Origin of the sequence: Pseudarthrobacter sp. NS4, from assembly GCF_024758005.1 — a bacterium.
Taxonomy (GTDB): domain Bacteria; phylum Actinomycetota; class Actinomycetes; order Actinomycetales; family Micrococcaceae; genus Arthrobacter.
In genome coordinates, this window is record NZ_CP103288.1 from 1,494,894 (window position 1) to 1,514,647 (window position 19,754).

General features: G+C 66.2%; 17 protein-coding genes and 2 riboswitches. Of the genes, 12 read left to right on the forward strand and 5 right to left on the reverse strand.

The genetic code is table 11. The annotated features are described in order from the left end of the window. Positions 1-3: 3 nt before the first annotated feature. The 5 genes from NXY83_RS06970 (at position 4) to NXY83_RS06990 (ending at position 5,350) form a co-directional block, all read left to right on the forward strand. Positions 4-1,200 carry a glycine C-acetyltransferase gene (locus NXY83_RS06970; RefSeq protein WP_258805359.1) on the forward strand — a complete coding sequence of 399 codons (1,197 nt, stop codon included), beginning with the start codon at positions 4-6 and terminating at the stop codon, positions 1,198-1,200. Between the two features lie 40 nt (positions 1,201-1,240). Continuing rightward, entirely contained in the window at positions 1,241-2,341 is a 1,101-nt protein-coding gene (locus tag NXY83_RS06975) for an NAD(P)/FAD-dependent oxidoreductase (protein ID WP_258805360.1), read from the forward strand. An 11-nt stretch (positions 2,342-2,352) separates the two neighbouring features. Further along, the gene (gene hutI, locus NXY83_RS06980; RefSeq protein WP_258805361.1) at positions 2,353-3,564 is read left to right on the forward strand and encodes an imidazolonepropionase; all 1,212 of its coding nucleotides are present in this window, start codon (positions 2,353-2,355) and stop codon (positions 3,562-3,564) included. A gap of 97 nt (positions 3,565-3,661) precedes the next feature. Beyond that, positions 3,662-4,450: a DeoR/GlpR family DNA-binding transcription regulator gene (locus tag NXY83_RS06985; RefSeq protein WP_258805362.1), complete on the forward strand. Its 789-nt coding sequence runs from the start codon at positions 3,662-3,664 to the stop codon at positions 4,448-4,450. 120 nt (positions 4,451-4,570) lie between these two features. Continuing rightward, positions 4,571-5,350, forward strand: a complete 780-nt coding sequence (locus tag NXY83_RS06990) for a CPBP family intramembrane glutamic endopeptidase (RefSeq protein ID WP_258805363.1) — start codon at positions 4,571-4,573, stop codon at positions 5,348-5,350. A gap of 187 nt (positions 5,351-5,537) precedes the next feature. On the opposite strand, the gene NXY83_RS06995 is transcribed toward NXY83_RS06990, so the two are convergent. Together NXY83_RS06995 and NXY83_RS07000 are read right to left on the reverse strand one after the other, a co-directional pair. Further along, a complete protein-coding gene (locus tag NXY83_RS06995; RefSeq protein WP_258805364.1) occupies positions 5,538-7,289 on the reverse strand; it encodes an HNH endonuclease signature motif containing protein in 1,752 nt (583 codons plus the stop codon). A 247-nt stretch (positions 7,290-7,536) separates the two neighbouring features. Next, entirely contained in the window at positions 7,537-8,175 is a 639-nt protein-coding gene (locus tag NXY83_RS07000; protein ID WP_258805365.1) for a VOC family protein, read from the reverse strand. 165 nt (positions 8,176-8,340) lie between these two features. Then, positions 8,341-8,456: riboswitch (SAM riboswitch) on the forward strand. Between the two features lie 45 nt (positions 8,457-8,501). Here NXY83_RS07000 and NXY83_RS07005 point away from each other — a divergent pair. From NXY83_RS07005 to NXY83_RS07020, 4 genes are all read left to right on the forward strand, one after another. Continuing rightward, positions 8,502-9,827: a bifunctional o-acetylhomoserine/o-acetylserine sulfhydrylase gene (locus NXY83_RS07005; protein WP_258805366.1), complete on the forward strand. Its 1,326-nt coding sequence runs from the start codon at positions 8,502-8,504 to the stop codon at positions 9,825-9,827. 118 nt (positions 9,828-9,945) lie between these two features. Continuing rightward, positions 9,946-10,061, forward strand: a riboswitch (SAM riboswitch). 12 nt (positions 10,062-10,073) lie between these two features. After that, positions 10,074-11,189, forward strand: a complete 1,116-nt coding sequence (metX, locus tag NXY83_RS07010; RefSeq protein WP_258805367.1) for a homoserine O-acetyltransferase MetX — start codon at positions 10,074-10,076, stop codon at positions 11,187-11,189. A 181-nt stretch (positions 11,190-11,370) separates the two neighbouring features. Next, positions 11,371-12,753, forward strand: coding sequence for an MFS transporter (locus NXY83_RS07015; protein WP_258805368.1), 1,383 nt, complete (start codon positions 11,371-11,373; stop codon positions 12,751-12,753). Between the two features lie 104 nt (positions 12,754-12,857). Further along, the gene (locus NXY83_RS07020) at positions 12,858-13,976 is read left to right on the forward strand and encodes a zinc-dependent alcohol dehydrogenase family protein (RefSeq protein ID WP_258805369.1); all 1,119 of its coding nucleotides are present in this window, start codon (positions 12,858-12,860) and stop codon (positions 13,974-13,976) included. Between the two features lie 23 nt (positions 13,977-13,999). On the opposite strand, the gene NXY83_RS07025 is transcribed toward NXY83_RS07020, so the two are convergent. After that, positions 14,000-14,899, reverse strand: coding sequence for a LysR family transcriptional regulator (locus NXY83_RS07025; protein ID WP_258805370.1), 900 nt, complete (start codon positions 14,897-14,899; stop codon positions 14,000-14,002). A 138-nt stretch (positions 14,900-15,037) separates the two neighbouring features. On the opposite strand from NXY83_RS07025, the gene mmsB reads away from it, so the two are divergent. After that, positions 15,038-15,940 carry a 3-hydroxyisobutyrate dehydrogenase gene (mmsB, locus tag NXY83_RS07030; protein ID WP_258805371.1) on the forward strand — a complete coding sequence of 301 codons (903 nt, stop codon included), beginning with the start codon at positions 15,038-15,040 and terminating at the stop codon, positions 15,938-15,940. 13 nt (positions 15,941-15,953) lie between these two features. After that, complete coding sequence (locus NXY83_RS07035; protein ID WP_258805372.1) at positions 15,954-17,438, forward strand: CoA-acylating methylmalonate-semialdehyde dehydrogenase; 1,485 nt, start codon at positions 15,954-15,956, stop codon at positions 17,436-17,438. 6 nt (positions 17,439-17,444) lie between these two features. Here the strand turns inward: NXY83_RS07035 and NXY83_RS07040 are convergent, their stop codons facing one another. Both NXY83_RS07040 and NXY83_RS07045 read right to left on the reverse strand, forming a co-directional pair. Beyond that, positions 17,445-17,975, reverse strand: coding sequence for a hypothetical protein (locus tag NXY83_RS07040; RefSeq protein ID WP_258806093.1), 531 nt, complete (start codon positions 17,973-17,975; stop codon positions 17,445-17,447). 139 nt (positions 17,976-18,114) lie between these two features. Further along, on the reverse strand, positions 18,115-18,984 hold the full coding sequence (locus tag NXY83_RS07045) for an SGNH/GDSL hydrolase family protein (protein WP_258805373.1): 870 nt from the start codon (positions 18,982-18,984) through the stop codon (positions 18,115-18,117). A 78-nt stretch (positions 18,985-19,062) separates the two neighbouring features. Between NXY83_RS07045 and NXY83_RS07050 the strand changes: the two genes are divergently transcribed. Beyond that, entirely contained in the window at positions 19,063-19,713 is a 651-nt protein-coding gene (locus tag NXY83_RS07050) for an alpha/beta hydrolase (protein ID WP_258805374.1), read from the forward strand. The last annotated feature ends 41 nt before the right edge of the window (positions 19,714-19,754 follow it).

Here is a 19,754-nt window from a genome sequence, read left to right on the forward strand (position 1 = left end):
ACCATGTACACCTCCATCAAGGACCAGCTCCGCAGCGAGCTGGAGGACATCCGCACCGCCGGACTCTACAAAACCGAACGCAGCATCAACTCCCCGCAGTCCAGCCACATCACGGCCGGCCGGATCGGTGCGGCCGGTGCCGACGTCCTGAACTTCTGCGCCAACAATTACCTTGGCCTGGCGGACCATCCCGAGATCATCAATACGGCAAAGGCCGCGATGGATGAGCGCGGGTTCGGCATGGCCAGCGTGAGGTTCATCTGCGGCACCCAGGACCTGCACCTGGAACTTGAAGCCCGCGTCTCGCGCTTCCTGGGCACCGAGGACACCATCCTGTTCTCCAGCTGCTTCGACGCCAACGGCGGCGTCTTCGAGTCCCTCTTCGGTGCGGACGACGCCGTCATCTCCGACGCACTCAACCACGCGTCCATCATCGACGGCATCAGGCTCTGCAAGGCGCAGCGGTTCCGTTACGGCAACCAGGACATGGCGGACCTGGAGGCAAAGCTCGTGGAAGCGAAGGACGCCCGGCGCAGGATCATCGTCACCGACGGCGTGTTCTCGATGGACGGCTACCTGGCTCCGCTGGAGGCCATCTGCGACCTCGCCGAAAAGCATGACGCCCTGGTCATGGTCGATGACTCGCACGCGGTCGGTTTCATGGGGGCCACCGGGGCGGGTACGCCCGAACATGCAGGCGTTGCGCACCGGGTGGACATCTACACCGGCACTTTTGGCAAGGCCCTGGGCGGCGCGTCCGGCGGCTACGTCTCCGGGCGTGCCGAGGTAGTGGCCATGCTTCGGCAAAAGGCCAGGCCCTACCTCTTCTCCAATTCCCTGGCTCCGGCCATTGTTGCCGCCACCATCAAGGCGCTGGACCTGGTCGAAAATTCAGCGGCCCTGCGGCGGCGGCTCTTCGAAAATGCCGCCCTGTTCCGCCGGCGGATGACGGAGGAGGGTTTCGACCTCCTGCCCGGCGAACACGCAATTGTCCCGGTCATGTTTGGCGACGCCGTCCTGGCCGCCCAGCTGGCTGACCGGATGCTGCAGCACGGCGTCTTTGTCACCGCTTTCAGTTTCCCTGTGGTTCCTCGCGGCGCCGCGAGGATCCGGGTGCAGCTGTCTGCCGCGCACTCCGCGGACGACGTCGAAGCCTGCGTGGGTGCCTTCGTCGCCAGCCGCGCCGAGGTGACCTCCTGACCACGCCGGTGTTCCGCTGCGACTCTGCAAGGATGGAAGCATGGCAGCACATTACGATGTCCTGATTGTGGGCGGCGGCATCGCCGGATTGTCCCTGGCGTCCAGCCTGGCGGGCCGGTGCAGCGTGGCGCTGCTGGAGGCCGAGCAGGAGCTGGCCTACCACACATCCTCCCGCTCGGCCCGGCAGCTGATTCCCAGCTACGGCCCGCCGGTTGTCCAGGAGCTTACGGCCAGGACCCTGGAGCTGATGGCGGCCCGCGATGCCGAACTGCCCGAACCGGTCCTGACGCCGCGGAGCTTCATGCTGATCGGGAGCGAAGCCGACGTGGCGGCGGAGGCCAGCGGTGCCATGCAGCCCATTACCCATGCCGAAGCTCTTGAGCTCTGCCCGGTGCTGGTTCCGGAATCCTTCTCCGCAGCTGGCCTGGACACCGGGTCGTTCGGCTCCAACGCGCCCCTGCTGCTTGCCGACCACCGCCAGCGGGCGGAAGCCGCCGGGGCAGACATATTCACCGGATACAGGGTCCATTCCGCCCAGCGGCTGGGCTCCGGCTGGCAGGTGGGCGCAGGCACCGAAGCCTTCCAGGCGGGCGTCCTTGTCAACGCCGCCGGCGCGTGGGCCGACGAACTCGCCGTTATCAGTGGCGTGGAAAAGTTGGGTCTTCAGCCGTACCGGCGCACTGCGGCGATTGCCGCCGTCGGACATCCCCTGCCGGCGGGCAGCCCGATGGTGGCGGCCGCGGACAGCACGTTCTACTTCCGGCGGGAGGGCAGCGACGTGCTCATCTCGCCATCGGAGACAGTGCCCAGCGGGCCGGAGGACGCCCGGCCGCGGGCGGGCGATGTGGAGCGGCTCGTGGAGCGGCTGAATACGGTGACCACGCTCGGAATCACGGCGGTGCGCAAGGCCTGGACCGGACTCCGGACCGAAGCTGCCGACGGCGTCCCCGTGGCGGGGTTCGATGCTGAAGCATCGGGCTTTTACTGGCTCGCGGGGCAGGGCGGCTACGGTTTCCAGACCTCGTCGGCCATGGCAGAACTGGCGGCGGAGCAGATTCTGGCAGGCCAGTCCGGGGGTGCCCGTCCGGAATCCCGGACAGCGCAGGCGCTGGCGGCCACCCGCTGGTCCGTCCGGCGCTGAAGAATGGACCCATGAGCACCCTGATCACCAATATTGCCGAGCTGATGACGCAGGACCTTGAGCAGCGGGTCCTGAAAGACGCAGCGGTGGTGATCGAGGGGGAACGCATCGCGTGGATCGGGCCTGCCGCCGACTCTCCTGCCGCGGACGACGCCGTTGATGCCGGCGGCCGGGCCCTGCTTCCCGGGTGGGTGGACTCGCACACCCACCTGATGTTCGCGGGTGACCGGACCGCAGAGTTCGAGGCGCGAATGGCGGGGGAGCAGTACGCCGCCGGTGGCATCGCCGTCACCATGGATGCCACCCGCGCAACCTCGGACTTCGACCTCACGCGCCTGGCGCTCGGCCGGGTGGCGGAAGCTGTCTCCCAGGGCACTACCTACCTGGAGACGAAAACGGGCTACGGCCTGGATGTTGACCACGAAGCCCGCAGTGCCCGGATCGCCTCCACCACCGCCGACCAGGTGACGTACCTGGGTGCCCATCTGGTTCCCGGCGGCCAGGATCCGGACGCCTACACGGACTTGGTGTGCGGCCCCATGCTGGCTGCGGTCCGCCCGTACGTCCAGTGGGCTGACGTCTTCTGTGAGGAAGGGGCCTTCACGGCCGAGCAGTCCCGCCGGGTCCTGTTGGCTTGCCGTGACGCAGGCCTGGGGCTGCGCGTCCACGGCAACCAGCTCGGCGAGGGGCCGGGCGTGCAGCTTGCCGTGGAAGTCGGTGCTGCGAGCGTGGACCACGTGAACTACCTCGCTGACCGGGATGTGGAGGCCCTCGCAGGAACCTGGTCGGGCTGGGACGCCGCCGGCGGGACGGGTGAACGCGGGACGGTGGCGACCTGCCTGCCGGCCTGTGACCTCTCCACCCGCCAGCCGCTGGCCCCTGCCCGTGCACTGCTTGACGCCGGAGTCCAGGTGGCCCTCGCGTCGAACTGTAACCCGGGCACGTCCTACACCAGCTCAATGGCATTCTGCGTTGCCACCGCTGTGCTCCAAATGCGCCTCAGCGTGCACGAGGCGGTCCGCGCCGCAACGTACGGGGGCGCCCTCGCCTTGCACAAGGACACCGGAAACGACGCCGACGGCGAACGCGCCGTCGGTTCCATCGCCGTCGGACACCGCGCGGACCTGCACATGCTCAACGCCCCCTCGGCCACGCACCTCGCTTACCGGCCGGGCATGCCGCTGACGTACGCTGTGTGGCGGGCCGGAGTCCGGGTGAGGTAACGACCCGTGGTACTTTTGACGTTAGGTGATCATTTCGCATCTGTTATGATCAGAAAACGTCATCCAAAGCGATGGCCGTAGTACCGAGAGGCCCTGCATGACCCGCACTGACCGGCTCACCGCCATCCTTGACCTGCTGGCAAAGACCGGCCAGGTGGAGATTGATGAAATCGTCAGCACCCTTGGAGTCTCGCCCGCCACGGCGCGGCGGGACCTCGATAGCTTGGCCAAGCGCCGGCTCCTCACCCGGACCCGCGGCGGGGCCACCACCGGTGCCTTGGCCTACGACCTTCCCGGCCGTTATAACCGGGACGACCATGCCGAGGCCAAGGAACAGATCGCCCAGGCAGCATCCGCGCTGATCACGCCAGGAGCCGTCATCGGACTCTGCGGCGGCACCACCAGCACCGCGCTCGCGCAGATTCTGGCCACCCGGGAAGACCTGAACGCCCCCTCCAACCAGTCCACCCTCACCGTGGTCACCAACGCCATCAACATCGCCGGGCAGTTGGCCGTCCGGCCCAACATCAAAGTCATGGTCACCGGCGGCATCCTCAACCCGCGGTCCTACGAGCTGGTGGGCCCTTACACGGACATCATCATGCAGAAGGTGGTGCTGGACATTGCGTTCATCGGCGTCAACGGCATAGATCCCGAGGTGGGGCCGACCAACACGGGGGAGGGGGAAGCGTCTGTCAATGCCCTGCTCGCCAGCAGGGCTCGGGTGTCCTACGTGCTGGCTGACTCGTCCAAGGTCGGGGTTCGTGCCTTTGCCACCATGGACGGCTACAACTTCACCCGGCTGATCACGGATTCCGGAATCTCGGCGCAGGACAAGGCGGCCTTCGAGGCCAACGGCACGGAAGTGATCGTCGCGCCCAGCTGATTGTCGCTGCCCCTTCGATGCTTGGAGGCTTCGGATCCTTCGCGGGCAGCGGTGCCGGTGCCGGCGGGACACTGGCAGGGTAATCAGCCCTGGTCCAGAAACTGCAGGCAAGATGGGTACATGCTGGTTCCCTCCCGACGCCGCCTGAAGTTCGAAGTCTGGCTTGTCCTGGGCCTTTCCCTTGGCCAGTCCGCCGTGTACTCCGTGGTGCAGCTCCTGGACAAGATGACGCGCGCGCCGCTGGCCGAGGGCACCTCAACGCTGAACCGCTCCCAGAGTACGCGCGAGTATTTCGACCTGACCTACCAGCTGCTGGACATCATCTTTGCGCTGGTGCCGGTGCTGCTGGTGATCTACTTCCTCACCGACCAGCGGCAGGGGTCGCCGGGAGAGGTCGGCAACCCGGGCTCGGCGTTCCGGAAGCTTGGCTTCAATTTCGCGCATCCGGGAAAGGACATGCTGCAGGGACTGGGGCTGGCAGCCCTGATCGGGATCCCGTCGCTTGGCCTCTACGCCGCTGGCAGGGCGCTGGGCATCACTACCGCAATCATTCCGAGCGCACTGGATGCGTACTGGTGGACGGTGCCTGTCCTCGTCCTGTCCGCCATCCGGCATGCGGTGGTGGAGGAGGTCATTGTGGTTGGCTACCTGCTCAACCGCTTCGGCAAGTTCGGCTGGAGCGTTCCCGTGTCCATTGCTGCCAGCTCGCTGCTGCGCGGAAGCTACCACCTCTACCAGGGCTTCGGCCCCTTCATCGGCAACGTGGTGATGGGGGTGCTCTTCGCCTGGCTGTACACCAAAACAAGGCGCGTTATGCCCCTTGTCATTGCCCATGCCCTGCTGGACATTGTGGCGTTTGTTGGCTTCAGCCTGTTCGGCAGGGCTGTGGGGTTGGGCTAAGGCGCGCAAGGCGACGGCGGGCGAGGCGACGGTGGGCATGGCAAACCATCACGGCGGGCGAGGCGACGGTGGGCATGGCGACCCACCACGGCGGGCGAGGCGACGGCACGTTGAGGCCGCACCCCTGCCGTTTCAAGCACCAGGTAGCTCCTGACGCACAGAGGACACTGCTCAGGGGTACCTCTCCCTAAACAGGGACGGCCGACTCCAAGGTCAGGAACAGCTCCCAGTCCGGAAATGGGTCTTGAGGCAGAGACTGGTCCGGCAATTGGTCTTTGTCTCGAGGCCAATAATCGGGCGGGTAGCTATAGGGGTCCGGTTCCGGTTCATCGAGCGGTTGATGAAGCCATGCCAACTCGGGCAGGGGATCGAGGGGAGCCTGTTGTTGAGGGAGCGGCTCCTCGTCTGCAGGCCTGATTCCGCCAGGTTGTTGAAGCTCAATCCGGTCCAGGATCTCGTCTGGCCAGTGTGGTGGTTCCCAGTCCTGGTGTTCGCTTTTGTAGTGCCGGCCCATGGGGGAGATCCAGCCTGGTGGTTCGTTTTTGGTGGTTCGTGTGGGTTTCCAGGCGCTGGTGTGTCGGAGCTTGTGGTGTTTGGGGCAGGGCTGGCCGAGGTTGCTGATCCCGGTGGTACCGCCCTTGTGCCAGGCGAGGAGGTGGTCGGCGTCGTTGTCGAGGGAGTGGTTGCTGCAGCCGGGGAACGGGCATTTGCCGTCCCGCATCTGCAGCCAGTTCCGCATGGCTTTGGTGACCCGGTAACTGGTACGGCCGATTTCCAGGGGCGCGCCGTCCCTCGGGTCCACCAGCACCCGGTGGAAGGAGTCCGCACCCCCGGCGACGAGGTCCCTGGCCATCGAGGCGGGGATCGGCCCGTACCCGTCGAGGGTCGCCGACTCGTCGGTCAGGCCCAGCAGCGAGAACACGGGAACGGTGACCAGCACCTGCGGCCGGATCGAAGATGATCCCCCGGGACCTGCGCATTCCCCGCCGCCGCCGTCGCCGTCGGCGTTGGCACCGGCAGCGGCAGCGCGGGCATTGTTTCCGCCGGTATTGTTTCCGCCGGTATTGTTTGCGCCGGTGAGGAGTGTTGAGGAGAATTCGTCGGCCCGCAGCTGGGAAAGTGTGCGGTGCTCGTCAGGTCCCTGCATTCCTCTGGAGAGGGCCGTGAGCCGGTTCCAGATCGCTTCGGCGGTGACCGCAGGCAGGCAGGCTGAGATCCAGGCCATCCCGTCATGGTCCGGGCAGTGTTCCACCCGCCGGTCAGCGACGGACCTGGCGTGGCGCTTCTCCAGGCTCTCCGGGTGGTGGCGTTCGCGCCAGATCCTGGCTTTGGCCTTGAAACGGTACGCCGGCATCTGCCCGACCGGACACCCGCGGGCGGCGTTGGGCGCCTCGGGGTCCAGGAAGTGCGCCTCCAGGGCGGCGGCCGCGGCAGGGCCAAGGCTCAGGGTTTGCTCGACCATGGTCCGGGCATGCTGCCAGGAGATCGTCCCGGCCTGCAGGGCGGCCAGCGTGCGGGGCAACGACGTGGTCAGGGCATGGGACTCGCCCAGCAGGGCACCCGCGGCCCGGTCACCGATGGCCAGTACGCACCCGACCTCGGCCACCAGGCTCCGCTCCTGCGCCGTGGCCTCCTGCGGCGACCGGGCTGGAGAATTCAGCGACCTGGTGGCCTCGGCGAGCACCGCCACGGCCTGCGCTTTTACTGCCGCCAGCTTCGCTTCCGACCGGGCCACCCCGGCAAGGACATCCAACGCCCCATCAGCAAGACGCTGCAGCCCATCATTGGTCCCGACCGCAGCCCAGCACCCGGCTCCCTCATCAGGTCCGCCAGCAGCACCGGACGGGGCAACCTCCCTGCCCGTCAAGACAGCAGCAAAGGCAGCGACCGAAGCCTCAACCGCTTCCTCCGCCTCCACCACCACCGGGTTCATTTCCATACCCAAAGCATCCCAGGAGGGTCTGACAAAAAGGCCGAGCACATAGCTCCCCGGGGCCAAGGGACAAAGCGGTCGCCACTCGGACTGGATCCCACTCGGGCTGCCAGTAAGAACCAGGCAACCCGGGACATAGATTCGGCCGCCGTCGGCAGGTGACGTCATTGTCACCGGCTGATGGCGGCCGACGCTGTTCCGGGCAGGGCGCCCAATTGTGGTGATCCGGCATTGCCGGACCACCACAAGGAGGTCAGATGGTGACGGCCCCGTTGGCGGTTTCGAAGGTGACGGACAGGATGCCGGGCGTTCCGTGCGGAGCCACCCACTCCACGGCCACGTCTTCCAGCGGCTTTTCCACCGGCTCACCCAGCCATTCCGTGACCCGCGCAGCGGATCCGGCAATGGTAAGGCAGCTCATCTTGACGTTGCTCTCGTAGGCGTTGGACGGGTGCAGCGAGGGGTCGCCATCCCACTTGAGCATGTAGGGCACCTGAGGATCAGCAATGAGGCCCAGGATGCCGATCTGCTTCCACATCAGTTCGCGGCCGTCCGGGAATTTCCGGTTGCCGTTCACTGCGGCGCGTCCAAGGCGTTCTTCGAAGGGGGCGAGGTCGTCCACTTCGACGCACCAGCCCATCCAGCCGCCGCCAGCCGCCGAGCGGGCACGCACTGCCTGCCCAAACGGTGCCTTGTCGGATGCTGGGTGGTCCAGGACCTCCACGACCTCAAGGTATTTGTGGCCCGCGAGCGGGATGATCATATTCCGGGTTCCGAACCGGGGGTGCACCCCGCCCTTCACTGCCTCAACTCCGAGGGCAGAGGAAATACGTTCGGTTGTGGCCGCCAGGCCATCGTGTTCACAGGCGTAAGAGACGTGATCCATGCGCATGCCAACATCTTGGCACTTTGTGATCGGGCTCTCAGCTAAGGGTTGCCTTACTGGGAATTCCAAATATCAGCCCCTTCATTTACTGCCTCGGCCAGGGTGAAACCTGCAGGACCATGTTCGTCACATGCTGTCCTGTGCTGCAGCTCGGTTCCTACACTGAACCCAGGTCATGAGTGCCAGCGCCAAGCCCCGGCTCGCTGGCCGGCAACCCTCCATCCGCGGTGGGGTGCCCCGGGTGAGGACCTGGCTGTCCGGCAACGGCCGGATGGCAAGCGCGGCCCGTGGTGCTCCCAGCCTGCCCCGGGCCCATGTTAAAGGAGCCTTGAATGTCCAACGGATGGTCCTTCGAAACCCGCCAGATCCACGTAGGGCAGGAGCCGGACATTGCCACGGGCGCCCGTGCATTGCCCATTTACCAGACCACCTCCTTCGTGTTCCCCAGCGCTGAGAGCGCCGCGAACCGCTTTGCCCTGGCAGAACTGGCGCCCATCTACACGCGCATCGGCAACCCCACCCAGGACGCTGTAGAGCAACGGATCGCCAGCCTCGAAGGAGGGCTGGCGGCGCTGCTGCTCAGCTCCGGACAGGCGGCAGAAACCTTCGCTGTCCTGAACATCGCCGAGGCCGGCGACCATATCGTGGCCAGCCCCAGCCTCTACGGCGGAACGTACAACCTCTTCGCCCACACCCTGAAGAAGTTCGGCATCACCGTCACGTTCGTGGAAGACCCGGACAACCTGGACCAGTGGCGTGCAGCCGTGCAGCCCATCACCAAGCTCTTTTTCGCCGAGGTGGTCTCCAACCCGCGGCAGGATGTCCTGGACATTGAAGGCGTTTCGGAGGCCGCCCATGAGGCCGGCGTGCCGCTGATCGTGGACAACACACTGTCCACCCCGTACCTGATCCGTCCACTGGAATGGGGTGCGGACATCGTGGTTCACTCAGCCACGAAGTACCTGGGCGGCCATGGCACTGCGATCGCGGGAGTCATCGTGGACTCCGGCAAGTTCGATTTCAGCAAAGACCCGGAGCGGTTCCCCGGCTTCAACACCCCGGACCCCACCTACAACGGGCTGGTCTACGGCCGCGACCTCGGCGAGGGCGGTGCCCTGGGCGCCAACCTGTCCTACATCCTCAAGGCACGCGTCCAGCTCCTGCGGGACCTGGGCTCGGCGGTGTCGCCGTTCAACGCCTTCCTTATTTCGCAGGGCCTGGAGACCCTGAGCCTGCGCGTGGAACGCCACGTGGCCAACGCCGCCGAAGTGGCACGTTGGCTCGAAGCGCGTGACGACGTCGAATCGGTCGCCTACGCGGGCCTTCCGTCAAGTCCCTGGTACGAACGCGGCCGCAAGTACGGCCCCAAAGGCACCGGCGCCATCGTCTCCTTCAACCTGGCGGGCGGCGCCGAGGCGGGCAAGCGGTTCGTGGACGCCCTGGAGCTGCATTCGCACGTGGCCAACATTGGTGACGTCCGCTCCCTGGTCATCCATCCGGCGTCCACCACCCACAGCCAGCTCTCCCCGGAGCAGCAGGCGGTGGCCGGCGTGACCCCGGGGCTGGTCCGCCTTTCGGTGGGCCTTGAGCACATCGACGACATCCTGGCCGACCTCGAGGCCGGCTTCCGTGCCGCCAAGGACGCCTCGGGCGCCTGACCAGGACCAAAGGATGACGACGGCTGCCGGCCAGGAAGGCTGCCGGCGGCGGGGCGGGGAAGTCACAACCAGTCACACTCTTGGCCCGGGGCGGGTGGTGTTTCGTACACTCGAACCAGGTCATGAGTGCCAGTGACAGCCCCGGCTTGCTGGCCGGCAACCCTCCTTCCGCGGTGGGGTGCCCCGGGTGAAGACCTGGCCTGCCGGTCATTCGACGGTGGGCAAGCGCGTAGAAGAGGTCTTGCCATGACGGTTACCGTCACCCGTACCACCGCTCCCGAACACGGGATTGTCCGTTACGCCTCCATTGGAGGGCTGGAACTCGAAGCCGGCGGGTACCTGCCGGAGGTCACGCTCGCGTACGAAACCTGGGGAACCCTCAACGCGGACGGCAGCAACGCCATCCTGATCGAACATGCCCTGACCGGCAGCACCCATGTGACCCGGGGTGACACCGACGAGCCGGGCTGGTGGGAACAGCTGGCCGGCCCCGCCGCGCCCGTCGACACGGACCGGTTCTTCGTGGTGTCCATCAACATAGTGGGCGGTTGCTACGGCTCGACGGGGCCGTCGTCGCCCGCCCCGGACGGGAGCCCCTGGGGTTCCCGTTTCCCGCTGGTGACGTTGCGGGACAGCACCGTCGCAGAGGCCCGGCTGGCAGACCAGCTCGGCATCGGCAGCTGGTTCGCGGTCCTCGGCGGCTCCATGGGCGGGGCCCGCGCCCTGGAATGGGCTGTCACCTACCCCGAACGCGTGCAGCGCTGCGCCGTCATTTCCGTGGGAGCAGCCAGCACGGCTGAACAGATCGCTTTCGCCCAGGCGCAGACCCTCGCCATCCGCCAGGACCCGAATTTCAATGGTGGCGACTACTACGGCGGCCCTTTCCCGGAGGACGGGCTGGCCCTGGCAAGGCGCATCGCCCACATCACCTACCGCTCAGCCGCTGAACTCGAAGGCAGGTTCGGCCGCGCCCCACAGGCTCTGGAATCACCCCTGCAGGGCGAGCGCCTTGCGGCCCGCGGACGCTACCAGGTGGAGAGTTACCTGGACCATCAAGGCACCAAACTGGTCCAGCGCTTCGATGCCAACAGCTACATCGCCATCACCGAGGCGCTGATGAGCCACGACATCTGCCGGGGACGCGGGTCCCTCGCCCAGACCCTGTCCGGTGCCAAAGCCCGCTTTTTCGTCGCCGCCGTGGACTCGGACCGGCTCTACTTCCCGTCCCAGTCGCGGGAACTGGCACGGGCACTCCCTGGAGAGGTGGACGTCCACCTCATCGAGGCGCCCATCGGGCATGACGGGTTCCTCACCGAAATCGGCCAGCTGGGATCGCAGCTCCGGGGGCACCTTTCGGCATAACACCACGCCCCAGACGGCAGAATATGTGCAATTATGCAGATAGACTCTGCATGATTCGCCGTTGAGCTGGGCGTATAGGCAGACCATACTCAATGGGACCCGGCGGTTCGTGGCCACAATCACGTGTATCCGCCACAGCCTGTCCCAGTGGTGTCGAAGACGACGCCGAAGGAGTTCACTCATGAGTACGGAAAGCTCCGCCGCACGGCGGCCCGAGGAAACCGACGTCAAGGCCTCAGGCCTGAGGAAAGTCGTCACGGCCTCCATGGCCGGCACTGTTGTTGAGTGGTACGAGTTCTTCCTCTATGCCTCTGCCGCCACCCTGGTGTTCGGCAAAACGTTCTTCCCCAATTCAGGGACCGAACTGGACGGCATCATTGCCGCCTTCGTCACCTACGCCGTAGGCTTTGTGGCCCGCCCCATCGGCGGCATTGTCTTTGGCCACTTCGGCGACAAGTTCGGCCGCAAGCAGTTGCTGCAGCTGAGCATCGTCCTGGTGGGCGTCGCCACCTTCCTTATGGGATGCCTGCCCACGTTCGCCCAGATTGGCTACTGGGCTCCGGCCCTCCTGGTGTTCCTGCGCTTCGTGCAGGGCTTCGCCGTCGGCGGTGAGTGGGGCGGAGCCGTCCTGCTGGTTGCCGAGCACAGCCCGAACAAGTCCCGCGGGTTCTGGTCCAGCTGGCCACAGTCAGCGGTACCGATGGGCAACCTCCTGGCCACCGGCGTCCTCTTCACCCTTTCGGCCACGCTTTCCCCGGAAGCATTCCTCAGTTGGGGCTGGCGCGTCGCCTTCTGGCTCTCCGCCGTCATCGTGATCGTTGGTTACTACATCCGCACCAAGGTCCAGGATGCGCCGATCTTCATCGAAGCCCGCAAGGAAGTCACGGTGGAGAAGAAGGGCTATGGCGTTGCCGAAGTCTTCCGCCGCTACCCCCGCGGCGTCTTTACCGCCATGGGCCTGCGTTTTGCCGAGAATATCCTGTACTACCTCGTGGTGACCTTCTCCATCACCTACCTGAAGATCGTCGTCCAGACCGACACCTCCCGCATCCTCCTGCTTCTGCTCGTGGCGCACTTCATCCACTTCTGCGCCGTCCCGCTGGTCGGCAGGATGTCCGATGCGTTCGGCCGGCGGCCGGTCTACATGGCAGGCGCCATCCTCGGTGGCACCTGGGGCTTCTTCGCCTTCCCCATGATGGACACCGGAAACGACATGGTCATCCTGGCCGCCATCACCATCGGCCTGCTGTTCCACGCACTGATGTACGCGGGCCAGCCGTCCATCATGGCCGAAATGTTCCCCACCCGGATGCGGTACTCGGGCGTTTCCCTGGGCTACCAGGTGACCTCCATCGTCGCCGGTTCGCTGGCACCGATCATCGCCACTGCGCTGCTGGGAACCTTCAACTCCTCCACTCCGGTGGCGCTCTACCTGCTGGGAGCCTGCATCGTGACCGCAATCTCCGTGCTCTTCCTCCGGGAGACCCGCGGCATCTCGCTCCACGACGTGGACGCGGCCGACGCCCAGGGCACCGCCGACCTGCTCGCGGCCGCAAAGAAATAGCACTGGCAGCACAAGAGCCAAACAGCACACCGACTGCCCGGGCCCGCCACCACGCAGGCCCGGGCAGTGCGCCGTCAGCACCTTCGACGAAGTCAGGATTTCCCATGAAAGCAGCCGTCCTTTACTCCACGGTCCCGTCAGGAACCAGCTACACCGAAGCGCGGCCCCTTCGGGTCGAGGAGCTTGACCGGCCGGAACCCCGCGCCGGTGAGTTGGGCATCACCATCACCTACTCGAGCCTCTGCCATTCGGACCTGTCCGTGGTGGACGGCTCACGCGTCAGGCCCCTTCCCATGGCGTTGGGGCATGAGGCAGTAGGACGGGTCGCCGCGGTGGGTGAAGGCGTCACGGATGTTTCCCCCGGGGACCATGTGGTCCTCGTCTTCGTCCCCAGCTGTGGTGACTGCCGTGCGTGCCGGGCGGGCCGCCCGGCGCTCTGCCACCGCGCGGCGGAAGTCAACGGCTCCGGAGACCTCCTGCATGGCGAGGCCCTGCTGCGGACGCCTGCGGGGGAGCGCATCAACCACCATTTGGGCGTTTCGGCGTTCGCCGATTACGCCGTGGTGGCCCGGGAATCAGTGGTGGTCATAGATGACGACGTCCCCGGCACTGTTGCGGCAATGTTCGGCTGCGCCGTACTCACCGGCATGGGAGCCGTCCTCAACACGGCGGCTGTCCAGCCCGGCCAGTCCGTAGCCGTCTTCGGACTCGGCGCCGTGGGGCTTTCAGCCGTTATGGCCGCGGCGCTCGCCGGTGCTTCCTCCGTGATCGCCATCGATCCCAATGCCGGCAAGCACGGGCTCGCCCTGAAGTGCGGGGCAACAGCCGCGGGAACCCCGGACGAGGCTTCCCGCCTGATTGCAGACGCCGCCGGGGACGGCGTGGATACCGCCATCGAAGCCGTGGGATCGGCCCGGGTCATCGCATCATGCCTCGGGCACGTAACGCGTGGCGGCGCCGTGGTCTCGGTAGGGCTGCCGCATCCCACAGCGGAACTGACAGTGCCCGCGCTCCAGTTCGCCGGGGCGGGCAAGCGGCTCTTGGGCTCATATATGGGCGACGCCGTTCCGGGCCGGGACATCCCCCTGTACCTTGGGTACTGGCGCGAGGGCAGGCTTCCCGTTGAGCTGCTGCACACCGACACCCGGCCGCTTGGCGAGATCAACGAAGGCCTTGACGCACTCGCCGCCGGGCAAGTGGTGAGGCGGCTCTTCCAGGCCTGACAACGGCTCCGGACAGCCGGGGATCAGGCTGCCAGCAGATCCTGGCGTCCCGCCACTTCTTCCTTCAGCGCAGCAATCACGGCCCGGACCCGGGCGGACCGGAGCGATTCCGGCCGCGCCACCGCCCAGATGGGCACCTGGCGCTGGAAGGCATCAGGGAGCACCGGAACGAACTCCGGATCCCGCGCCACCATGAAGTTCGGAAGCAGCCCGATGCCTGCGCCACGGCGCACCGCCTCCACCTGCGCAAAAATGCTCGTCGCCTGGAAGCTGGACTTCGGCATCGGCAGCTGCGAGGACCGGTGTCCCAGTTCGGCAACCTGGAGTGCCGACTCGACGTAAGAGACGAAGCCGTGCTGCCCCACGCCGTCGGGTGTCTCCGGCAAGCCCCGTCCGGCGGCGTAGGCGGGGCTGGCATAGAGCCGGAGGAAGTAATTGGTCAGGAAGATGGCCTGCGCGTTGCTTACGTCCGTGCGGCCAACCACCACTTCCAGGTCCACGCCGGAGCGGTTCTGGCTGACCTTGCGCGTGGCACTGAGCATCTCCACATTCAGCATCGGGTGCCGCTGCTGGAGACGGACCAGCGCCGGGGTCACGAATTCAGCGCCGAAACCGTCGGAAGTGCTGATGCGCACCATGCCGGCGAGGGCGTCCCGGTCCTGGCCCATGACGGCGGCCAATGACCCCAACGTTTCCTCGATTCTTTCCGCCGCAGCGACGGCCGAAGCCCCGAGCTCCGTCAATTCCCAGCCGTGCGGGCTGCGCTCCAGCGTCCGGCCGCCCAATTGCTTGTCGAGGGCGAGGATCCGCCGCGAAATGGTGGTGTGCGTGGTGCCCAACGTTTCGGCGACGGCGTTGAAGCGTCCCAGCCGGGCAACAGTGAGCAAAATCAGCAAGTCGTCCGGACTCGGAAGCTGCGCCACCCGGTGCCCTCTCCATCGTGTGCATCGGTGCACATACCATCTGTGATTTTTCCCCTTGAATGCACTGTAGCAGCGTGTGACGGTGGACACAGACCTTCCGGCCGCCCTCGGCCGAAGCACAGCAAAGGAGCTTATGCCATGGCAGTAGTCGGTTGGATCGGTTTGGGAAACATGGGCGGTTCCATGTCGGGTAACCTCGCGCAGGCGGGTCACGACGTACGGGGATTCGACCTCAGCCCCGCCGCTCTCGCCGCCGCCGAGGCCGCAGGGGTGAAGCCGGCAGGGAGCATCGCCGAAGCAGTGGCGGGAGCCGACGTGGTGTTCACCATGCTTCCGAAGGGCGAGCATGCCAAGGCCGTCTACCTGGGCGGGGACGGGGTGCTGGCGCACGCGGATACGGGCACACTTCTGGTTGATTCCTCCACCATCGATATCGCCGCCGCGACGGAACTGCACGACGCCGCTGCTGCCGCCGGCTTCCGCTTCGTCGATGCCCCTGTCTCGGGCGGGATGAGCGGTGCCCAAGCAGGAACGCTCACGTTCATGGTGGGTGGAGAAGCGGACGCCGTGGCCGATGCCACCCGCTACATCGGGCCGATGGCCGCCAACATCATCCCTACCGGCGGAGCCACCACCGGCCAGGCGGCCAAAATCTGCAACAACCTGATGCTCCTGATCAACCTGGCCTCCACTGCCGAGGGTGCCGTGCTGGCGGACCGGCTCGGATTGGACAAGAAGGTGTTCTGGGACATCGCTTCAGTGTCCTCCGGGGACAGCTGGGCCCTGCGCACCTGGTATCCCGTTCCCGGTGTGGTCCCCACCGCGGCATCCAACAACGACTTCGCGCCAACGTTCACAGCCGAACTGGCGAACAAGGACATCGGGCTGGCCATCAGCGCTGCCGAGGACACCGGCACGCCGCTCGAGATCGGCAAACACGTTCAGCAGCTGTACCAGCGCCTGATCGATGCGGGGGAGTCCGGCAAGGACTGCTCCATGATCATCAAGCTCGCTGACGGTTCCCTCGATTCAGCAAAGTAGAAGAGAGACAAGCATGCAAACCATTCCGCATTACATCAACGGCAGCCGCGTTGCCGACGCCGAGCGTTTCGGCCCGGTCTTCAACCCTGCCACCGGAGAGCAGGAAAAGCAGGTGGCACTGGCCTCCGCGGCCCGCGTAGAGGAAGCCATTGCCGCCGCCACGGCAGCGCTGCCGGCCTGGCGGGCAACGAGCCTTGCCAAACGGACCAACATCTTCTTCCGCGTCCGCGAAATCCTCACGCAGCGCAAGTCCGAACTCGCCGCCATCCTGACCAGCGAGCACGGCAAGGTACTCTCCGACGCCGAAGGGGAGATTTCCCGCGGACTCGAGAACATCGAGTTCGCCACGGGGCTGTCCCACATGCTCAAGGGGGAACGCTCCGAACAGGTCTCCAGCGGAGTGGACGTCCACTCCGTCCGGCAGCCAGTGGGCGTCGTTGCCTGCATCACCCCGTTCAACTTTCCGGCCATGGTTCCGCTCTGGATGATCGGCAGCGCGTTGGCTTGTGGCAACACCGTGCTCCTGAAGCCCAGTGAAAAGGATCCGTCCCCAGCCGTGTTCATCGCGGAAGTATTCGCGGAAGCAGGACTGCCGGCCGGTGTGCTGAACGTGGTCCAGGGCGACAAGGAAGCGGTGGATGTCCTGCTCGAACACCCGAACGTGAAAGCCGTCAGCTTCGTGGGCTCAACGCCCATTGCGCAGTCCATTTACAAGCGCGCCGCAGACCACGGCAAGCGGGTCCAGGCCCTGGGCGGGGCCAAGAACCACATGGTGGTCCTGCCGGACGCGGACCTGGACATGGCAGCCGACGCCGCCATTTCGGCCGCCTATGGTTCGGCAGGTGAGCGCTGCATGGCGGTCAGCGTGCTTGTCGCTGTCGGCGCCATCGCTGATGACCTCGTGGCGGCCATCCGGAGCCGGATGGCTACCCTGACGATCGGCCCGGGCACCGACCCGGCATCACAGATGGGCCCGCTGATCACCGCCGAACACCGGGAGAGGGTGGCCTCCTACGTGGCAGGCGCCGAAAACGAAGGTGCCGCGGTGGTCGTCGACGGCCGGTCGCAGCAGTTCGATTCAAACGGGTTCTTCATCGGGGTCAGCCTGGTGGACCACGTGAAGCCGGGCATGAAGGTGTACGACGACGAAATCTTCGGCCCCGTCCTGTCCGTGGTCCGGGTGGATACCTACGGCGACGCGGTCCGCCTGGTCAACGACAACGAGTTCGGCAACGGGGTTGCCATCTTCACCCGGGACGGCGGCGCCGCCCGGCAGTTCGAGTTTGACGTCGAGGCGGGCATGGTGGGCGTCAACGTGCCGATTCCGGTGCCGGTGGGTACCTTCTCCTTTGGGGGCTGGAAGAACTCCCTGTTCGGTGACACACACATGTACGGGCCGGACAGCATCCGGTTCTACACCAGGGGCAAAGTGGTCACCACCCGGTGGCCTGACCCGGCTACGTCTGTCATCGACCTGGGCTTTCCGCAGGTGGACTGAACCAGGTCAGCCGTTCATGATCTCGCCGCGGCGGGTCATGTACTCCTCCACGGAAAGTTCCCCGTTGCTGTACTTCTCATCCAGTTCCGCGAGCTTGCGTGCGCGGTAGCCCTGCGGGGCCGACGGCGGCGGGGGAGTGGCAGGGGCGGCAGGCTTTTCAGGGGCCGGTTGTCCGGGGACCGGGTGCTGCCCGCCGGGATGGTGGAACGGCGGCTGTTGCGGAGCCCAGGTATCGCCGCCAGGCATCGGCTGCTGGGGCGGCTGGCCGTACTGGTAGGGCAGCGGCTGGGGATCGTTGATGGGCTGCGGCCGGTCAATCTGGCGGAATCCGCCGGCAAAGTAATCCTGCTGGGTGTATCCGTCGCGGGGCTGCTTGCTCTGGGGTCCGGCGGATCCGGGGAATTGCCCGGCGCCCGGGAACTGCTCCGGATAGCGCCCGGAGAAGCTCTGGTCATGGTTCCTGCGGGCCACGGATTTCCGGTACATCCGCATGGCCACCGGGATCAGGAGTGACAGGATGATGATCCAGAAAAACATGTTGCTCACGGTGCTGCGCCTCTCATGTGTGTCCTTCCAGCTTATCCCCGGACTGCGCGCGAACGGCCGGGAGCCGGTGAAATGGGTGTACCGGTGTACCGGTGCACCGTATCCTGAACTGCGGCGGAAGAAACCGGCGTCAGTTCCGGGACGCTTCGGTGGTCCCCAGCGGTCCCTCGCCCGAACCCAATGGAACGCCCGGGCCGAAGACGGGACCCGGCGTCGGACGTTTCGCGGTGATGCCGTCCCCGGAGGACTGGTGGCGCAGCCGCCGCAGCACCCAGGGAACAAAGTATTCGCGCGCCCACACCAGGTCACCGGACCGCGCCTCGCGCCAGGTCCGGGGCGGGAGGGGCTTGGGCTGGAGCGGTTCCAGGCTGTGCTCCACGTTAAGCGCATCCAGCACCATGGCCGCGATGGTGTGGTGGCCCAGCGGGGAGAAATGCAGCCGGTCCTGGTCCCACATCTGCGGATCGCTGAGCTGCCGGAGGGACCACATGTCCGCGATAATGGCGTCGTGCCGGGCTGCGACGGTGCGCAGGTTCTCGTTGTAGATGGCCACCTTGCTGCGGATCCTCCCCAGCACCGAGGAGCCCGTGTCAGGCCCATTAAAGAGGACAACGGTGGCGCCGCCCATGGCAAGGATCTGGACGACGGAATCCAGCTTTTCGGCGAGCGCGTCGGGGTCGCCGCCGGGACGGATAAGGTCATTTCCCCCGGCGGACAGAGTGACCAGGTCCGGCTTCAGCGCGAGGCAGGGCGCCAGCTGCTGGTCCACGATCTGCTGCAGCAGCCTGCCCCGCACGGCCAGGTTGGCGTAGGCGAAGTCGGGCTGCGTACGGCCCAGTTCCTCCGCCACCCGGTCCGCCCAGCCGCGGTAGCGGCCGGGGCGTGAGGGCTCGGGGTCGCCGATGCCCTCGGTAAAGGAATCGCCCATTGCCACGTACCGGGTCCAGGGGTGGGATCCGGTGCGTGCAGGCGGGGTTTGGATAGTACTTGTGTCAGTCACGGTCCTTATCCTGCCTTCCGGCTCTCTGGCTACGCGAACGTAGGTTGCTGCCTCCGGGTAGCTGTAACAATGGAAACCATGACTGAAGCCGATGTATTTCCTGCCCCTGTTGTCCTGTGGTCCCATCCGGAGGACCAGCGCGACGGAAAGCCGCTGCTGGTGCTGCTGCACGGCTACGGCGCCAACGAGCAGGACCTGCTGAGCCTGGCGGACCTGCTGCCTGGGGACTTCGCCGTCGCCTCCGTGCGGGCGCCCATCGCCATGGGCCCCGGCTTCACCTGGTTCCCGCTCACGGCCTCCATCGACTACTCGCTGGAGGGCGTGAAGAAGGCGTCGTCGTTCATGCTCGACTGGATCGACGCCATCAAGGTCGGCCATCCCTCGGTGTCCCTGCTTGGTTTCTCCATGGGAATGGCCATGGCCACCACGCTGCTGCGGCAACGGCCCACGGACTTCGCAGCCGTCGTCGGCCTTTCAGGTTTCGTGGTGGACGCCGGTGACGATCCCGCCTTCCGGGACGCCGAGCTGGACGGGACCATTCCCATGTTCTGGGGGCGGGACCAGCAGGATCCGGTGATCACGCCGGACAAGATCGATTTCACCATGGCCTGGGTCCGCAAACACGTCAAGCTCACCAAAGTGCTGTACACGGGCATGTGGCACGGCATCAACCAGCAGGAGATCGGGCATGTGGGCGAGTTCCTCACCCATGAGGTCCTGAAGAAGTAAGGAGTACGACGGCGGCGCCGGGCGGGGTGCGCGGCGCGCGG